Here is a 16,793-nt window from a genome sequence, read left to right on the forward strand (position 1 = left end):
AAATGCCAGAGAAGTGAATCCCTGGCATTAAATATGGGGGTTAGCGTATCTGACTAAACGTTAGAGTGCCGCTTGTTTTGCTTCAGTAATCCAAGAGTCAAAGAGTGCTTGGTTGGCTTTTATCCACCCATTAGCGTGCGCTTCAATATCGGCGGCACTGTTTTTACCTTTGCTCATGATCATGTTTTGTGCGCTGACATCGTTAATATTCACCTTGATGATTTCAAACAGTTTTGCGGCCGCTGGGTTATTGTCAGTAAACTGTTTGTTCGCGACAATACGCATTGAGTTCATTTCAAAGCCATAGTTTTTACCATTGGGTAAGGTGGTGTCGACATCTTTTCGCTCACCCGGTAAGGCTGAAAACGGGACTTCCAGCCAAACCACGTCTTTACCCGGAACCAACACACCACTTACCCAGTACGGTGTCCATGTGTAGTAAACGATAGGGTCGCCTTTCTTGTAGCGAGAGATGGTATCGGCGATGATTGCGGCGTAGTTACCTTGATTGTGGGAAACCGTATCACGCAGTTTGAAAGCATTGAGTTGTTCTTCGATCACCATTTCACATCCCCAACCCGGGTTGCAGCCGGTTAGGTCTGCTTTGCCATCACCATTGGCATCAAACAGTGCCGCAATTTTAGGATCAGACAGTTGGCCTATATTGGTAATGTCATATTGTTCTGCGGTTTTTTTATCAATCAAGTAGCCTTGCGCTGCACCGCTAATAAATTGGCCTTTACGATAAAAGCTATCATCACCGCCTGCCATTGTGTATTTGTCGGCATGGAGTGGGAACCAACCGACGGCAAGAAAAGTCGCATCGCCATTGGCGATCGATGTATAGCCCACATTGTAGTCAACTTCTTTGGTTTCTTTAACTTGGTAACCCAGCGCTTCAAGTGCTTTGTTAACGATCAGCGTTTGGAAGGTTTCTTCTGCCACAGTCGATTGAACGGGCTGCACCGTGACGCCTTCACCGGGTAATTTTTCCGCCCATGCATGATTGGATACCGCAAGAGCCGATACAGCGCTTACGACGAGGGTTTTCTTCCATGAATTATTCATTCAGTTTTCTCCTGGATTGATTTTCCCAATGAATTTTTTGACGCCAGCTTGACGAATAATGAAGCTGGGCCGGTGTGATACCAACGTTGTTTTGTATTTTGGGCATTAATGCCAAGTTGTTGCGTAACGCGATCGAGTAAAATCGCGAGAATAACGATGCCTAATCCGCCAACCGCCGCGAGCCCCATATCAAGTCGACCAATACCACGCAAAACCATTTGGCCAAGCCCGCCCACGGCGATCATCGAGGCGATGACGACCATTGAAAGGGACAACATCAGAGTTTGGTTGACGCCGGCCATAATCGTCGGCATGGCAAGTGGTAGTTGAATGCGATAAAGCATTTGTTTACGACTTGCTCCAAATGAGTGGCCTGCTTCAATCAGTTCGTCAGGGACTTGCTGAATACCAAGGATGGTTAAACGAACGACAGGGGGAAGGGCAAAAATGATGGTCACTACGACGCCAGGGACGTTACCAATACCAAACAGCATCACGATTGGGACAAGATAAACAAAGGCTGGTGTGGTTTGCATGGCATCCAGCAATGGGCGAACGATTTTGGCTGCCGTATCGTTTCGGGCAAGCCAAATTCCCATCGGTAAACCGATCAGTAAACAGAAAAATACCGAAGTCATCACCAGCGATAGCGTTGTCATGGCTTGTCCCCAAGCGCCAATCAACCCAATGAGAACCAGTGACACTAGCGTTGTCGCGCCTAGCTTGAGGTTTGAAAACTGCCAAGTAATAAGAAATAAGATCAACAACATAATGGGGGCTGGGGTAGAAACTAAACCCGTTTCAAATGTCGTGAGAATGAAGTCGATAGGGACACGAATCGCTTGGAAAACCGGACGTCCGTGATTGACCAGCCACTCTAAACCGGATTCAACCCAAACGTCAAAAGGGATAATGGGATTAGAAAAGGGGTCCAGTATGTCAAAAGGGGCTTGTTCAATGGTTTCTGATGAAAGCCAATTCTCATCACCGGAAGGGGCTTCTTGTGACCAAGGATTGCTTTCGTTTGTTGTCGTTTCTGCTGGGGCTGGTGAAGCCCAAGGATCATTTGTGGTTTCTTGTGCTGACATTGTGATTAATCCCTATCCAATGCTTGAAGTAGACGTGATTTAGACACGATGCCGAAATATTGCCCGTGTTCATCGACCACGGGGACCGAATAAGAGACGCCTGCGACATCGCCCAAAATGTCGTTAATCGGTTGCTCGGGGGACAGTGTGATGGTTGACTTGAGCTGAGCGCTGACCAAACAACGATTTTCTTTGTGTGCTTGGCGTAGGGACTCAATCGAGACTAAACCAGAGAATTGGTTGGTTTTATCGACGACAACGCCATATTCACGATCATTGTCAGTAAGAATTTGTAAGGCAGAAGCGGGGCCGTCGTGTTCTGATTTTTTAAATACCGCCGCGGGATTTTTTCGCGCGATATCTTTAGCGGTCAACACGCTCGCAATGTTGACGCCACGGAAGAAGGCTTCGACATAATCATTCGCGGGATTATTTAAAATTTCATCTGGTGTACCCACTTGGACCACGACACCATCTTGCATAATGGCAATACGATCACCAATGCGCATCGCTTCGTCCAAATCGTGGGAGATAAAGACAATAGTGCGCTTGTCATCATTTTGCAGACGAATGAGCTCATCTTGCATTTCGGTGCGGATAAGAGGATCGAGTGCTGAGAACGCTTCATCCATCAGCAGAATGTCGGGATCGCATGCCAGTGCACGGGCTAAACCAACTCGTTGCTTCATCCCTCCAGACAGTTCATCAGGATAGGAATCTGCATAGGGATCTAAACCGACACGAGCGAGCGCTGACAATGCAGAATCTTGACGCTTTTTCACTTCAACGCCAGCCAGTTCTAAACCGAAGGCTGCATTCTCAATGACGGTCATATGTGGCATTAATGCAAAGTTTTGAAATACCATCGAGATATGGTTTCGACGCACGTCTCGGAGCTGTTCATCTGAGATGTGAGCGATATCTTTGCCACGAAGTAAAACGCTTCCTTTAGTGGGCTCGATGAGGCGATTTAGCAAGCGAACCAGAGTTGACTTGCCTGAGCCCGAAAGCCCCATAATGACGAAAATCTCGCCTTCATTAATCGATAGAGAGACATCGTGCACGCCGACAGTTAACCCCGTGGTCTCAAAAATAGAATCTTTGTCTGAGCCTTGCTCTATAAGAGCAAAGGCTTGGTTGGGGTTCTCTCCAAAGACTTTATACAGTCCTTGAACTTCCAAGATGGGTGACATTCACCAGTCCTTTAATGTTGGTAGTATTTAACGTAAAAACCTTTGTACTCTAATTAATATTTGGGCGTAAATCAAATGAGCTCATGAGCGTTTTAAACGGGAGTTGGTTGTCGTGGTTATTTTTAGTTATTGTTTAATAAGGATTAATTTTCATTTGTGAACTTTAGGTGTGTAAATTTCACACATTACGATCATGTGAGATAAATTAAACCGTGATTAAAGGCGTCGTTGGTGGGTGCTTTTTTCGTATGCCATTGTTTTGTATAATTATATTGCGGGTTTACCTGTGAGTGCGTTAAATGAGGTAAAGGTTGGTGTCGTCTTTTTTGTGTGGCAGCGTGGGCATAAAAATAGTGTAAATGTGAATAAAAGAGTCATTTTACATTTATTTTCATCTTATATGTGACTACTGTCACACTAATGGCGGTGTTTATAAACTCTTCTTGATCTCATGCGTGGGGTATGATCAATAATAGAGGTGAACTAACTTAGAGCTCAAAGGATTATGCGCCCTAATATGATTACTTCAGCACCTTGGGTGCTAACAGCAAACAGCAATGCTTTTAAACGACACTTTCGTTTCCGAAGGCCTACGATCAATGATGGAAATCGTATCCATGCATTGATCGCCAATTGCCCTCCGTTAGATACTAACTCTGCATACTGTAATTTTCTTCAAGCTTCACACTTCAGTGATACGTGCGTCGTAGCCGAATTTGATGGCGCTATCGCGGGATTCATCTCTGCCTATTTAAAGCCTCAATCAACCACCCCTAATACTTTGTTTATTTGGCAGGTAGCCGTCGATGACAAGCATCGCGGGCAAGGTCTGGCTTATCAAATGCTCAACGAACTTCTTTCTCGCTGTTCGGGTATGAATATTGAGTACGTTGAGACGACAATCACGAAAGATAACAAAGGGTCGTGGGCATTATTCAAAAAATTGGATCGCGAAAATTCTGGAGATGGCGAGGTGTCAATATTCCTCGACCAAACTCAGCATTTCTATGGTGATCATGACACTGAATATTTGTTCCGCATCCCTCTTCGTAACACTTACAAATAAGGATTAATTGACGGTCCCATTATGGATATTTTTAATCAGTACGAGTCAAAAGTACGCTCATATTCAAACAACTTTCCTGTTCTCTTTAAAAAAGCTAAAGGCTGTTGGCTAGAAACCGACTCAGGTGAACGCTACCTTGATTTTTTAGCGGGCGCAGGCTCTCTTAATTACGGACATAACAACAGTGAGTTACAAACTGCGCTGGTGGACTATATTACGAGCGATGGCATTACTCATGGTTTGGATATGCATTCTAATGCCAAGGCTGACTTTCTGGTCGCGCTGAACAAATACATCTTTCAACCAAGATCATTAGATTACAAAGTTCAGTTTACTGGCCCGACGGGTACTAATGCCGTTGAAGCGGCACTTAAGCTCGCAAGGAAAGTGAAAGGGCGTCCGAATGTTGTCGCTTTCACTAACGGTTTTCATGGCTGTACCGCAGGTGCACTTGCGGCAACCGGTAATCAACATCATCGTGGCGGGAATGGGTTGCCGTTGGCGGGTGTCACTCGTCTTCCATATGAGGGCTATGCTGGTATAGATAGTTTAAGCCTGTTTGAAACGATGTTAACGGATGCATCGAGTGGTCTTGATAAACCCGCTGCCGTGTTACTTGAAACAGTTCAGGGTGAGGGGGGCTTAAATGTCGCGTCAAATCAATGGTTGCAACGACTAGAAAAAATCTGTCGTGACAATGATGTGTTGCTGATTGTGGATGATATCCAAGCAGGCTGTGGTCGTACGGGGACTTTCTTTAGTTTCGAGCCTGCGGGTATTAAGCCTGACATTGTCACACTGTCAAAATCCATCAGTGGCTATGGCTTACCGATGGCGATCGTTTTACTGAAACCAGAGCTTGATTCTTGGAAGCCTGGCGAACACAACGGAACTTTCCGTGGCAATAACCACGCCTTTGTGACGGCTGCACATTCACTACAGATGTTCTGGTCAGATAATGCGCTGGAAGAAAATATTGCAGCACGCTCGGCGCAAGTGTCAGAAACATTGTCCTTAGTGATGAAGCGTTATCCGCAACTGTTTGAACAGCAGAAAGGGCGCGGTTTGATGATTGGCGTTGAGTGTAGTTGTGGTGAAACGGCATCACTGATTGCGCGTGAGTGTTTTGCGAATGGCATGGTGATTGAAACGGCGGGGCCGAATGATGAAGTGGTCAAGTTTTTCTCTCCATTGACGATTACGCAAAGTGAAATGGCACAAGGGATGAAGATCTTCGAGCAGGCGGTTGACACTGTTGCATCAAAGCTGATTAAGAAAGCCTCGTAAGGAGATACCATGATAGTAAGAACACTTGAAGAGTGTCGTGATAGCGAGCGACGCGTTGTCTCGGCGACGTGGGAAAGCGTACGTATGCTGCTTAAAGATGACAGCATGGGCTTTTCTTTCCATATCACCACGATTTTTGAAAATACCGAAACGCATATTCACTACAAAAACCACTTAGAGTCGGTTTATTGTATGAGCGGTGAAGGTGAAATCGAAGTTGTTGGCGGCGAAACATACCCAATCAAGCCGGGTACGTTATATATCTTAGACAAGCACGATGAGCATTATCTTCGCGCTTATAAAGGTACAGAAATGGTCATGGCGTGCGTATTTAATCCACCGATTACTGGGCGAGAAGTTCATGATTCGGATGGCGTGTATCCGTTAGTTGACTAGCGCTATTCTCTAAATTCATAAAAGAGAAACTCAATTTTAAGCCAAGGTGAGAGCCTTGGCTTTTTGTTTGTATGTCAGTAAGTTTTGAGCGTCTGATATGGCCAAAAAGGAGAAAAAAAGAACCCCACCAAAAGGTGAGGCTAAGATTATTATGATTGTTAAGGGGTTTCCGTAGACGTTGTAGTGAACGCAAGGAGTACGCTAACTGTTGTAACTATAGAAAAGCCTGGAAATAGTGCCAAGGTGCATATGAATATTAATGTTTTCATATTAATTTTTGAGATCTAAATCTCATCTATTGGTTGAGAGCCTCTTTGTTGTACTTCTTTATCGCACATTAATTGAGCAAGCGTTTGCGTGGTTAAAGTTTGGTCGCTTGAACGTTTGCGTGAAAATATGTGATGAATATCTCATATTGATGTTTATACTTTCCGCCCGGTTATGAGCATCCGCTCTGCCAATTACAAGCCGTCACAAGGAATGGTGAATGACCCCACGGACCGGACCAGCTACCAACTAAATGCTTGTAAAGGTAATCTTAAGTGAATGTATTATTTGGTTTAATCGGCGTTCTCGCTCTGATCGGTTGCGCAGTTATTTTGTCGGAAAGTCGTCAATCAATTAACTGGAAAACAGTGTCCCGCGCCCTAATGTTGCAAGTGGGTTTTGCCGCTTTAGTGCTATATTTTCCATTGGGTCAAGCTGCGCTCACCAGTATGAGTAGTGCAGTGGCAGGGTTGCTTTCCTTCGCAGACGAAGGCATCAAATTTTTATTTGGTGATTTGGCCACTTCGGGTTTCATTTTTGCAGTACGCGTTCTCCCTATTATTATCTTCTTTAGCGCACTGATCTCTGCTCTTTACTATTTAGGTATTATGCAAAAGGTCATTGAGTTTATCGGTGGCGGTATTCAAAAGTTCTTGGGTACCAGTAAAGCGGAATCTTTGGTCGCGACGGGTAATATTTTCCTTTCTCAAGGTGAGTCCCCACTTCTTGTTCGTCCATTTTTATCGCGTATGACACGCTCTGAATTATTTGTCGTGATGTCTGCGGGCATGGCTTCTGTTGCGGGTAGCGTGTTAGGCGGCTACGCGGGTTTAGGCGTGGATTTAAAATATCTGATTGCGGCAAGTTTTATGGCGGCACCTGGTAGTCTGATGATGGCTAAGATCATCGTTCCAGAACGTGATGTGCCAATCGACCAAACACAGATTGCAATGGATAAAGCACAAGATAGTAATGTTATTGATGCGCTTGCCAGTGGTGCGATGAACGGCATGAAAGTGGCGGTAGCGGTTGGTACCATGCTAATTGCGTTTGTTTCAGTCATTGCGATGGTCAATACAGGCCTAGAGAATTTTGGTGAGCTTGTTGGCTTCTCGGGTATCACTCTACAAGGCATCTTTGGTTACTTATTTGCACCACTTGCTTGGGTTATCGGTGTACCAAAACATGAAGTTTTGATGGCTGGCTCTTATATTGGCCAAAAGATCATTATGAATGAGTTTGTCGCGTTCATTGACTTCGTCGAGCACAAGCAATTGTTGTCGGAGCACTCACAAGTGATCATTACTTTCGCGCTTTGTGGTTTCGCTAATATCGGTTCTATTGCGATTCAACTGGGTTCGATTGGTGTGATTGCACCCGATCGCCGTTCTGAAGTGGCGAATCTCGGTCTTAAAGCCGTTGCAGCAGGTACACTTGCGAACCTAATGAGTGCTTGTTTGGCCGGTATCTTTATTCTGTTATAAATCCTGATTTCTATAAAAACGCCTCCTTTTTAGTGAGGCGTTTTTTTTATGTTTCATTTCTGCCAAGCATGTTGAGGGCCTGTTTAACGAATCATTAAGCCGTTATTTAAGTCATTTTACTCGGAATGAAATTGATAAAATCATGATTTATAGCAAAAAATTCATAGACTGAAAGCGTAGTATCAAGGAGGGAAATTTACTTGGAACGTATGGAATATGAATAATTTGGTTGAACGCTTTTTGCGTTATGTCACTTTCGACACTCAGTCTAACCCTAATGAATTACGCTGCCCAAGCAGCGAAGGTCAGCTTACTTTTGCTCAAGCTTTAAAATTAGAGTTAATCGAACTCGGTTTGAGTAAGGTTTCACTTGATGACAACGGCTATCTAATGGCGTGTTTACCAAGTAATGTTGACTATCCTGTTCCTGCGATTGGCTTTGTCGCGCACATGGACACTGCCCCTGATGCTTCCGGCAAGCATGTGAAGCCGCAAATTGTTGAAGATTATCAAGGTGGCGACATTGCTTTAGGCACAGGCGATGAAGTTCTTTCACCTATTCACTACCCTGAACTCGATAAACTGCATGGTTGCAATATCATTTGCACCGATGGTACTACGTTGTTGGGCGCGGATAACAAAGCGGGCATTGCCGAAATTATTACCGCGATGGCAGAACTGATAAAGAACCCTCACATTCCCCACGGTGATATTTGCATTGGTTTTACCCCGGATGAAGAAATTGGCCGCGGGGCCGATCTCTTCGATGTTGAAAAATTTGGTGCGCAGTGGGCGTATACGATTGATGGTGGCCCAGTGGGAGAGTTGGAGTATGAAAACTTCAACGCAACCAATGCGGATGTGATCTTCCATGGTATTAATGTTCACCCTGGTACTGCTAAAGATAAAATGGTCAATTCCATGAATATGGCGGCGCGCTTTCAAATGATGATGCCTGCCGATGAAACGCCGGAATGCACCGAAGGGTATCAGGGCTTCTATCATTTGAAATCAGCGAAAATGTCGGTTGCCCGCAGCGAACTTGGTTACATCATTCGTGATTTTGACCGTTCTGCACTTGAAGTGCGCAAAGCATTTATGCAGCAGATTGTTGAGCAGCTCAACGGTGAATACCACTCCGGTCGAGTAGAGTTAAAGATGAATGACTCTTACTTCAATATGAAAGAAATGGTTGAGCCGTTTCCACATATTATCGAATTAGCAAAGCAGGCAATGATCGACTGCGATATCGAGCCGAACATTAAGCCGATACGCGGGGGGACTGACGGCGCGCGCTTGTCGTTTATGGGGTTACCATGTCCAAATATCTTTACTGGCGGCTATAACTTCCATGGTATCCATGAGTTTATTACGGAAGAAGGTATGCAAGACGCAGTTAAGGTAATTGTGAGATTGGCAGAAAAAACGGCGCTTAATTACCGATAATACGCTGATTGCTCTAGGATTAAGTAAGAGTTTGATTTTGGAGTGATCAATAATGAAACGTATTTTGCTTGTCTTTTCACACTTAATTGTCGGTGCAATGGGCTTTGCGCTAGGTATCTACGCTTTGCCCATTCTCACTGAACCGACCGCTCCCGCGGTTAAGGATGTCGAACAAGTTTCAAAGCATGCACTCTTTAGCGGAACGTTTGAGAGGGAGAGGAAAGACAGTGATTTCTTGCATTGGGGAGAAGGTGTTGTATCACTGAGCGACAGTCAAATCGTCTTTATGGGTGAGCTAGCTCCGGGGCCTGACTATAAAATGTACCTTTCACCTGTTTATATTGAAACGGAAGCGGCTTTTCAACAATACAAGAGTGACATGATCTCCGTGGGGGAGGTTAAGACCTTTGATCGTTTTTCGCTTGCATTACCAGAAAGTGTCAATGTTGAAGATTTCAATACCGTGATTATTTGGTGTGAAAGTTTTGACCAATTTATTACATCAGCTCAATATAAGTAACTGGATTTTCTCCGCTTAGTGTGGGAAGTTAAAGCATTGATGTTATTTTTCATGCCTATTGGCTAACCCTTCTAAACCACTGACAGGAGTCGAGCGTGGAGAAAGTACAAGTTGTTATCGATTTTCTTCTAACTCATAAACTGGCGTTTTCTGCGCTGATTGTATTGCTCATTTCAATCATTCGTCGAATCACACTGGCTAAGATTCGTGGCGACGTTGCGTTTCTTTCTGAAGATCAACGAAATTGGATATCACGAACGAAAAACGGCGCCTTCACGGTGACGGTTTTAAGTTTGTTTATCCTTTGGCAATCTGAAATTAATGAATTTGCACTGTCATTAACAGCAATCGCTGTTGCGGTCGTGGTGGCGAGTAAAGAAATCATTCTGTGTTTCACCGGATCGATTCAACGTGCAAGCTCTCGGTCATTTCGAATTGGGGATTGGATAGAAGTTGGGAAACTGTGTGGTGAAGTCATTGAACACAATATGATGGCAACAGTGATACAAGAAATTGATTTGTACCATGGGCAATACCATTTTACGGGGAAAACAGCCACGTTACCGAATAGTATGTTTTTTACTTACCCGGTGAAAAACTTAAATTTTATGAAGCGCTATGTTTATCACGATTTTAGTATTGTGGTGAGAGACTTCGTAAATTTATACCCTCTATTGCCTGAATTGCACGTGAAAGTTGAAGAACATTGCCAATCGTTCATTGATGTTGCCCGCCGTTATAACTCTGTGATCGAAAAACACGCTGGTGTCGATTTACCAGGTTCAGAGCCTCACATCCATATAAACAGCACTTCGACTGGCGAACAAACCGTCCATATTATGCTATTTTGCCCAACTGAACAGGCGAATCACCTTGAACAATTGATTCGTAAAGATTTTATGGAGATGTATGAAATTCGGTATCCAGTCCACTGATTTTAATTCGAATGAGATGACGTGAATAAATTTGTGAGCTACATCATACTAATCAACAGAAAAGTTAATTCGTGACGATAAATAATCGCAATGGACGTTTTGGGCCAGAGGCGCTACCGTGCGCGTGTATTTATATGATAATGAATAATAAAAGAGATAAACCCGCTCGTTAAGAGCAGTTAGTATGGCGCAACTGTTGATAGATCAACTACCCTCGAGGGTTTGAAACACAAGGATAGATTAGGTGCGGCATTTTTTTCTAAAAATCTTGCATTACGCAATTATTGGAAATTAAGCCCCAATGAAAACACAATCAATTTATCATTTTCTGTCGAAGACATCGGAAAATGAGTACATTAATGGCTTATGTAATGTATTTTTAATGCTTCTTCCTATCAGTCTTTTGTCTGCATTTTGTATGCTGATCGGCAATGGGCTTTCGTACGCTGGTTTTGCCGTTATGGCAGAAAAAATTCTAATCACGAGTACATTGGTATGGAAATTATTCCCTATCTTGCTCGTCGTGTATTACTCCCAGTTTTTGGCGACGTTACATAAAACATCCCGAGCGAACGTTATTACGCCGTCTTTACTTATTTATGTCATTCTCGGGCATGAGTGGGGCATGTTGCATGCAGGTACGGTTATTCCAACCAATTATCTTCTCGCGATTATCATCCCATTGATCGTAGCAAAAACGACGCACATTTTTGAAAAAAACAAGCTATTTGTTGAATCAGATCTGCCCAACGTCGTTGATCAAACAATCAACCTAGTCGGCGCTGCCGTTTTCATGGTGGTCTTGTATGTAGGGGCGGGTACGGCCTTAAAAGGTTGGGTGTTGTCAATCGGTGAATATTCTCGCCTAATTCCAAACCTTGATGAATATTCATTAGGGGATGCTTTATTGTATGAGTTGGCGCGTACTCTCTTTTGGAGTATCGGCGTTAACGGCCATATTATTTTGTCCTCTCTAAAAAGTGAGCTTTACGAGTTCTCTGCACAGAGCTATGAATTGTACGCGAGCATTGGTCAGCCATTACCTATTTTAACGAGCAATTTTTATGATATTTATGCTGGGATTGGTGGGGCAGGCAACACACTAAGTCTTGTACTCTGTATGCTGTTTTTTACAAAGAATAAAGGTTATCGAACGCTCGCGATTGCTTCGCTCGTTCTGAGTGTTTTTAATATTAATGAGCCCATTTTATTTGGTTTACCGGTCATTTTTAACCCTTTGTTAATTTTGCCATTTATATTAGCGCCACTCGTTGGATTGACATTGGCCTATTTTGTCACGCTAGCCGGTTTTGTTTCTCCAGTAGATACATTTATCAGTTGGATGACGCCGGTCTTTTTAAGTGGTTACAGCGCATCCGGTAACGACCTGAATGCGGCGCTACTCCAAATGGTTATTATCGTGATTGGTATCGCCATTTATTACCCATTTTTTAAGCAAATGGATAAAGTGTCAGGTACTAATGCCGTTTTTACAAAGGGGTTGTCTGACAACTTCTTCAATTATCGTGATTTAGGTAATACGCGTAATGTGATGGGGATTTTGCCGCAAATGAGTGCTAATTTGGCTGCGCAAAGGCACATTAGCCAACTGCAAAGATCGGGTGAATTTATTCTGTTTTATCAGCCACAGGTTGATAGTACGCAAAACTGTATCAATTCACTGGAAGTGCTCATTCGCCATAAGAGCCATGAAGGGGTTATTACACCGCCTACATTCTTATCCAGTTTCGCTAAACTCGGACTGACATCAGAAGTAGACTTATGGGTGGTTAAGCAGGCGTTAGAAGAAGTTGCGCCTCTCGCTGTGAACCCAAATTTCAAAGTGTCGATTAACATTTCTCCGGATACATTCCTGATTGAAAACTTTGCTAAAATCATCACCAAAATGATTGATAAAAGCAGTCTTTCTTTCAATCAGGTTGAGCTTGAAATTACAGAAGATTTGCTTATTCAAGACGAAAAAACCACGTGGTGCGTGTTCCAAGAGTTACGCAAAAAGGGCATAAAAATTGCTTTGGATGATTTTGGTGCGGGTTATTCTTCAATTGGTTATTTGAGTCGTTATGAGTTTGACAAAGTGAAGATTGATCGGTCTTTGGTTTTGAATTTAAAACAAAAGAATGGTAAAGAAATGTTCAGTCTTACCACTCAACTTGTCAGAACCATTGGTGCGGAGATTGTGGTTGAAGGGGTAGAGCATCAAGATGAGATTGATTTTATGCAAGAGCAAGGAATCGATTTGATCCAAGGTTACTATTTTTATAAACCGATGCCGCTACAAGACATTACAGACAACAAGTTTTTTTAATTTCCAAGGGTTTACGTTTAATGCGTAAGCCCTTTTTTAATGTCAGCCAAAGAGTAGCATGCGTTATTTACTCGTGTAGCAGGCCTTGAGCGAGAGTTAGAAAGTGGCTATAAGCATCTCGATTAATGCGGTAGCACATCTTAGGTGGAAGTGATTGTGCCTCAATGAATCCTGCGAGTTTGAGTATGCGTAGATGCTCAGATACCGTGGATTGTGCGAGGCCAAGCTCAGACACCAAGTCACTGTTTAGGCAACCACCCAAATTGTCTAGCGTGAACAAGATGTTCAAAATACGTACTCGGGCAGGATGTGCGATTGCTTTGGCAAGTGCTGCGAGTTGCTGTTCTTTATCTAATTGGACTTTATCCGTCACAAGAGCGTCGGTGTTGATCACTTTGCAATTGGTCATTGGCAGTTTGTATAGTGAATCGTCGAATGGCGATAATGATAATTCTATTTAGATAGCGAATCAAGATTTATGCTCTGCGTATAATAGAGGGTTAGCGTCGCTATCTTCGAAACTCATCATAGTGAACAAAGTGCTGGATTTGTTCGGGAACAAAGGCACTGTATATTAAACTCGTGTGTGAGCTCGGGGTTTGAATGTGATCCGTCATACCGTCAATCATGGTCTCTTCAACCGTTACGGTACCATCCGACATAGTCGAGTTATCCATCATCAAAATTGGACGCACGCCAACCGCTAATGTGCCTGCAATGCACCCCAACTTCTGGGGGAAGTCCCAACGGTCATTATGAAGGTTCAAACCAAATTGCGGTGAATTACCCAAAATGGAAGAAAAACCAAGTTGCGTGATTCGTTCAACGATTGAAGCTCCTTGTATCGGTGAACCGATCGTAATTACGTGGCTAATCTGGCTGCTGAGTGGACGGCGAGAAGTCAGGTACTGTTTGATAATTAAACCGCCTAAGCTATGCCCGACAAGTATATTGGTCTTGTTGTCTGATAATGCCGCATCAATTTTTGCGAACACGACCTGTTCATTAATCGACACGGTATTGTAGGTGATAGTTTGCGTCTCAAAGCCCTGTTTGCGTAATTTATGGCTCAGGGGCTGCATTACGACACTGTGCATATAGAGGCCATGTAAAATCAATACCTTCATATCTTTGATTCCCCTTAATTTTCCGTCCATCTCAGTGATAAGTTGCCAGAGTTGCGACAATAAAACAATGTTCATTTGTATTTTATGACGTATTGGCAGGGCAAACTCACTCCGGGGGGCGAATTTTTATCAGAATGGAAGTCTTATAAGTAACGTGAAATCAGCCGGAAAAAAGGGCAATTAAGGTTGTAATGCAATAATTTAAATCATTTTGTTTATTGTGTTCTTTGGTCTTTGCGTCGTTAGTTTAGCTTTTTGCGTCTCAATCTACATGGTCATCTTTATTTGAACTAAGATTAAATGAACTGATTTTTTCGGTCGTTATTTCATTTAGATTTAGAATGATAGATAGGTGGTTTTATGGGATTTGGGGCTAACGCATTAATAGCGAATCTTGCGAGCGGTGGCGTAATCGTCATTGGTGTCGATGGAACGATTAAAACTCTTCAAGAGGATTATGTGCCTCAACCCGGTGATATCGTTATGCAGCCTGATGGAACTCTCACAGATGCTGAAGCGCCAGCGGTGAATGTCTCGGTCGCGGCCGAGGATGGAACATTACGTGATGTTACGGATGACGTACAGAAAATAACTGCAGCGATTGAAGAAGGTCAAGATCCAACCCAAATCGATGAAGAATTAGACCCTGCTGCCGGTGACGAAAATGGTTCAAGTGGCTTATCTTTAGATTCTGTTCAGCGAACAGGCAGTGAGTTAATCGCTCAAACCTTGTTTGAAACACAAGGCTTTGAAGGGGTCGGTTTATCGAGAACGCAAAGTCTCGATTTAATTGACCGAATTCGGTTGTTAGTGACTGAACCTAGCTCAACCCCAACGCCTATTGTTGAACCCGATACGCCGCCGCTCGCAGAGAGTTTTGATGTTGAACTCGATTCAAATGGCGGCGCTGCTATCGTCTTTAATGACGATGTGAATGCGGGCAATGACCACATTTCGGATGAAGAAGACGATCCGGCCAATACGCCATTAGGCGTGGTGATCACCAGTCTGCCTGAATCGGGCGCGCTGCTTTATGATGGCCAAGCATTAACGGATGAAGATCTGACCCAATTTGATGACAACGGCGAGGTGATTGGCGAGCTGAAAACCTTCGACCCAACGTTGTTTACCTATGAAAACGATGACGAATCGACCGGCTTCTTCCTAGGCGTAAAAGAAGAGCCCGAAGGCTTTGAAGGCGATGAAAGTACCACCTCCTTCCTTAACTGGGGTGAGCCCGTCGATGGCGACCCAACCCAACGCGTGCTGACCTTTGAAGGCAGCGACGACGTGATCCGAATCACCGCGGAATCCAACAACGACCAACCACTGACGCAATACTTTGGTGATAAAAACCACATTGGTTACGGTCTGGGTGTGGGCAATGGGGATGGGATCCAAGCAAACGAATCGATCGTGATTGATATGTCAGAGCGTCCGGCAGATTCGGTCACGCTCGGTCTGGATGGCTTAGGCGGCTGGTTCTATGACGCGCAACAAGCCAACCCAACCAGCGTCTTGATCACCGTGTCTCTGGATGATGGCAGCACGATTGTCAAAGAGGTCACCAAAGAGACCTCAGGCAATAGCGACTTGTTCAAAGAAATCGAAATCTTTGCCTCAGAAGGGCAAGAAGGCGCGCAAATCACCAGTGTGGAAGTCTCCACCATTGGCGACGGCAACTGGGAACTGCGCTACTTTGAAGCGAACCCTGCGGACGACAGTTTTGACTACCGCGCCGTCGACAGTGACGACAACGTCAGTGAAGAGCGCACCGTGAGTCTTGTTGAAGCCGATAATGCGCCGCCAATTGCAACCGACGATCCGGTGGCGTTTGAAGTGGCACTGGGTCAATTTAACGGTGACGACTGGAGCCATCCTGATGCGCAGGTCAGCGGCAGCTACCAAGGTGATGACAAAGACATTACTGAGAGTGGCGTGAAACGCGGCGTTGAGGGCGATGAAAACGGCGGCCCAGGCGCGCAAATTCAATACAACCGCACAGACGGTGAGTCGGAGCAATTTAGAATTGATCTCGATGAGCCTGTGACCGAGTTCAGTTTCTCCGTGTCAAACTTGTATAAAAACGAAGGCGGCAGCGGCAACCACGAGCAAGGCAAATGGGTGGCTTACTTCGGTGAGAACGCGGTGGCCAGCGGATTGTTTATCGCCAATGAAGGCAACAGTAACGGCACCTACAGCTTTGATGAAAGTGCCTTAGGCGGCGTAGCGTTTGACAGCATCGTGTTTGAGTCGGTCGACTTTGTTAACGAGCCGAGCCGAGGTTCGGACTCTTCCGATTACTTCCTGACCGGCTTTAAAGCGTCAAGCGACGGCGCGTATGTCGCCAATCAAGGCGACGTATTGCAAATCCCAGTCTCTGAGCTGCTGGGTAATGATGCCGATCCTGATGGCGACAACATCCGCTTTACCCACGTGTCGGATGCCAACAACGCCAACATCTGGATTGAAGATGGCATCGTCTATATCGATTTGGATGATGAGTTTAGCGGCGATACGCATTTTGACTACGTCATTACCGATGATAAAGGCGGCTTTGATGAAGCCAAAGTCTCCATCATTGTGA

General features: G+C 44.4%; 14 protein-coding genes. 9 read left to right on the forward strand and 5 right to left on the reverse strand.

Translation table 11 applies throughout. The features are described from left to right. Positions 1-60: 60 nt before the first annotated feature. From proX to proV, 3 genes are read right to left on the reverse strand one after another with little or no spacing between them, the layout of a single operon-like run. Positions 61-1,068, reverse strand: a complete 1,008-nt coding sequence (proX, locus tag OJ16_RS18285; protein WP_040992682.1) for a glycine betaine/L-proline ABC transporter substrate-binding protein ProX — start codon at positions 1,066-1,068, stop codon at positions 61-63. Continuing rightward, the gene (gene proW / locus OJ16_RS18290) at positions 1,065-2,156 is read right to left on the reverse strand and encodes a glycine betaine/L-proline ABC transporter permease ProW (RefSeq protein WP_040992683.1); all 1,092 of its coding nucleotides are present in this window, start codon (positions 2,154-2,156) and stop codon (positions 1,065-1,067) included. The genes proX and proW overlap by 4 nt, the downstream gene beginning before the upstream one ends. Positions 2,157-2,161: 5 nt before the next feature. After that, the gene (proV, locus tag OJ16_RS18295; protein ID WP_040992684.1) at positions 2,162-3,349 is read right to left on the reverse strand and encodes a glycine betaine/L-proline ABC transporter ATP-binding protein ProV; all 1,188 of its coding nucleotides are present in this window, start codon (positions 3,347-3,349) and stop codon (positions 2,162-2,164) included. A gap of 517 nt (positions 3,350-3,866) precedes the next feature. Between proV and ectA the strand changes: the two genes are divergently transcribed. The 8 genes from ectA (at position 3,867) to OJ16_RS18335 (ending at position 13,079) form a co-directional block, all read left to right on the forward strand. Beyond that, positions 3,867-4,415, forward strand: a complete 549-nt coding sequence (gene ectA / locus OJ16_RS18300; protein WP_173425019.1) for a diaminobutyrate acetyltransferase — start codon at positions 3,867-3,869, stop codon at positions 4,413-4,415. 21 nt (positions 4,416-4,436) lie between these two features. After that, a complete protein-coding gene (gene ectB, locus OJ16_RS18305) occupies positions 4,437-5,702 on the forward strand; it encodes a diaminobutyrate--2-oxoglutarate transaminase (protein WP_040992686.1) in 1,266 nt (421 codons plus the stop codon). A gap of 9 nt (positions 5,703-5,711) precedes the next feature. After that, positions 5,712-6,098: an ectoine synthase gene (locus tag OJ16_RS18310; protein WP_040992687.1), complete on the forward strand. Its 387-nt coding sequence runs from the start codon at positions 5,712-5,714 to the stop codon at positions 6,096-6,098. A 542-nt stretch (positions 6,099-6,640) separates the two neighbouring features. Beyond that, positions 6,641-7,849: a NupC/NupG family nucleoside CNT transporter gene (locus OJ16_RS18315; RefSeq protein ID WP_040992688.1), complete on the forward strand. Its 1,209-nt coding sequence runs from the start codon at positions 6,641-6,643 to the stop codon at positions 7,847-7,849. Between the two features lie 216 nt (positions 7,850-8,065). Continuing rightward, positions 8,066-9,295: a peptidase T gene (gene pepT / locus OJ16_RS18320; protein WP_040992689.1), complete on the forward strand. Its 1,230-nt coding sequence runs from the start codon at positions 8,066-8,068 to the stop codon at positions 9,293-9,295. A 52-nt stretch (positions 9,296-9,347) separates the two neighbouring features. Then, entirely contained in the window at positions 9,348-9,815 is a 468-nt protein-coding gene (locus OJ16_RS18325) for a DM13 domain-containing protein (RefSeq protein ID WP_040992690.1), read from the forward strand. A gap of 95 nt (positions 9,816-9,910) precedes the next feature. Beyond that, entirely contained in the window at positions 9,911-10,750 is an 840-nt protein-coding gene (locus tag OJ16_RS18330) for a mechanosensitive ion channel family protein (protein WP_040992691.1), read from the forward strand. Positions 10,751-11,051: 301 nt separating this feature from the next. Next, positions 11,052-13,079 (forward strand): EAL domain-containing protein, encoded by a 2,028-nt coding sequence (locus OJ16_RS18335; protein ID WP_040992692.1) that lies wholly within the window; start codon positions 11,052-11,054, stop codon positions 13,077-13,079. Positions 13,080-13,146: 67 nt separating this feature from the next. Here OJ16_RS18335 and OJ16_RS18340 read toward each other — a convergent pair whose 3' ends face one another. Next, positions 13,147-13,488 carry an ArsR/SmtB family transcription factor gene (locus OJ16_RS18340; RefSeq protein WP_040992693.1) on the reverse strand — a complete coding sequence of 114 codons (342 nt, stop codon included), beginning with the start codon at positions 13,486-13,488 and terminating at the stop codon, positions 13,147-13,149. Positions 13,489-13,588: 100 nt separating this feature from the next. Beyond that, complete coding sequence (locus OJ16_RS18345) at positions 13,589-14,206, reverse strand: PGAP1-like alpha/beta domain-containing protein (RefSeq protein WP_040992786.1); 618 nt, start codon at positions 14,204-14,206, stop codon at positions 13,589-13,591. Between the two features lie 360 nt (positions 14,207-14,566). Between OJ16_RS18345 and OJ16_RS18350 the strand changes: the two genes are divergently transcribed. Next, the coding region (locus tag OJ16_RS18350) for an Ig-like domain-containing protein (protein WP_040992694.1) at positions 14,567-16,793 on the forward strand (2,227 nt) is incomplete at its 3' end.

It is taken from the genome of Vibrio renipiscarius (assembly GCF_000827885.1).
In the GTDB taxonomy this organism is placed as follows: domain Bacteria; phylum Pseudomonadota; class Gammaproteobacteria; order Enterobacterales; family Vibrionaceae; genus Vibrio; species Vibrio renipiscarius.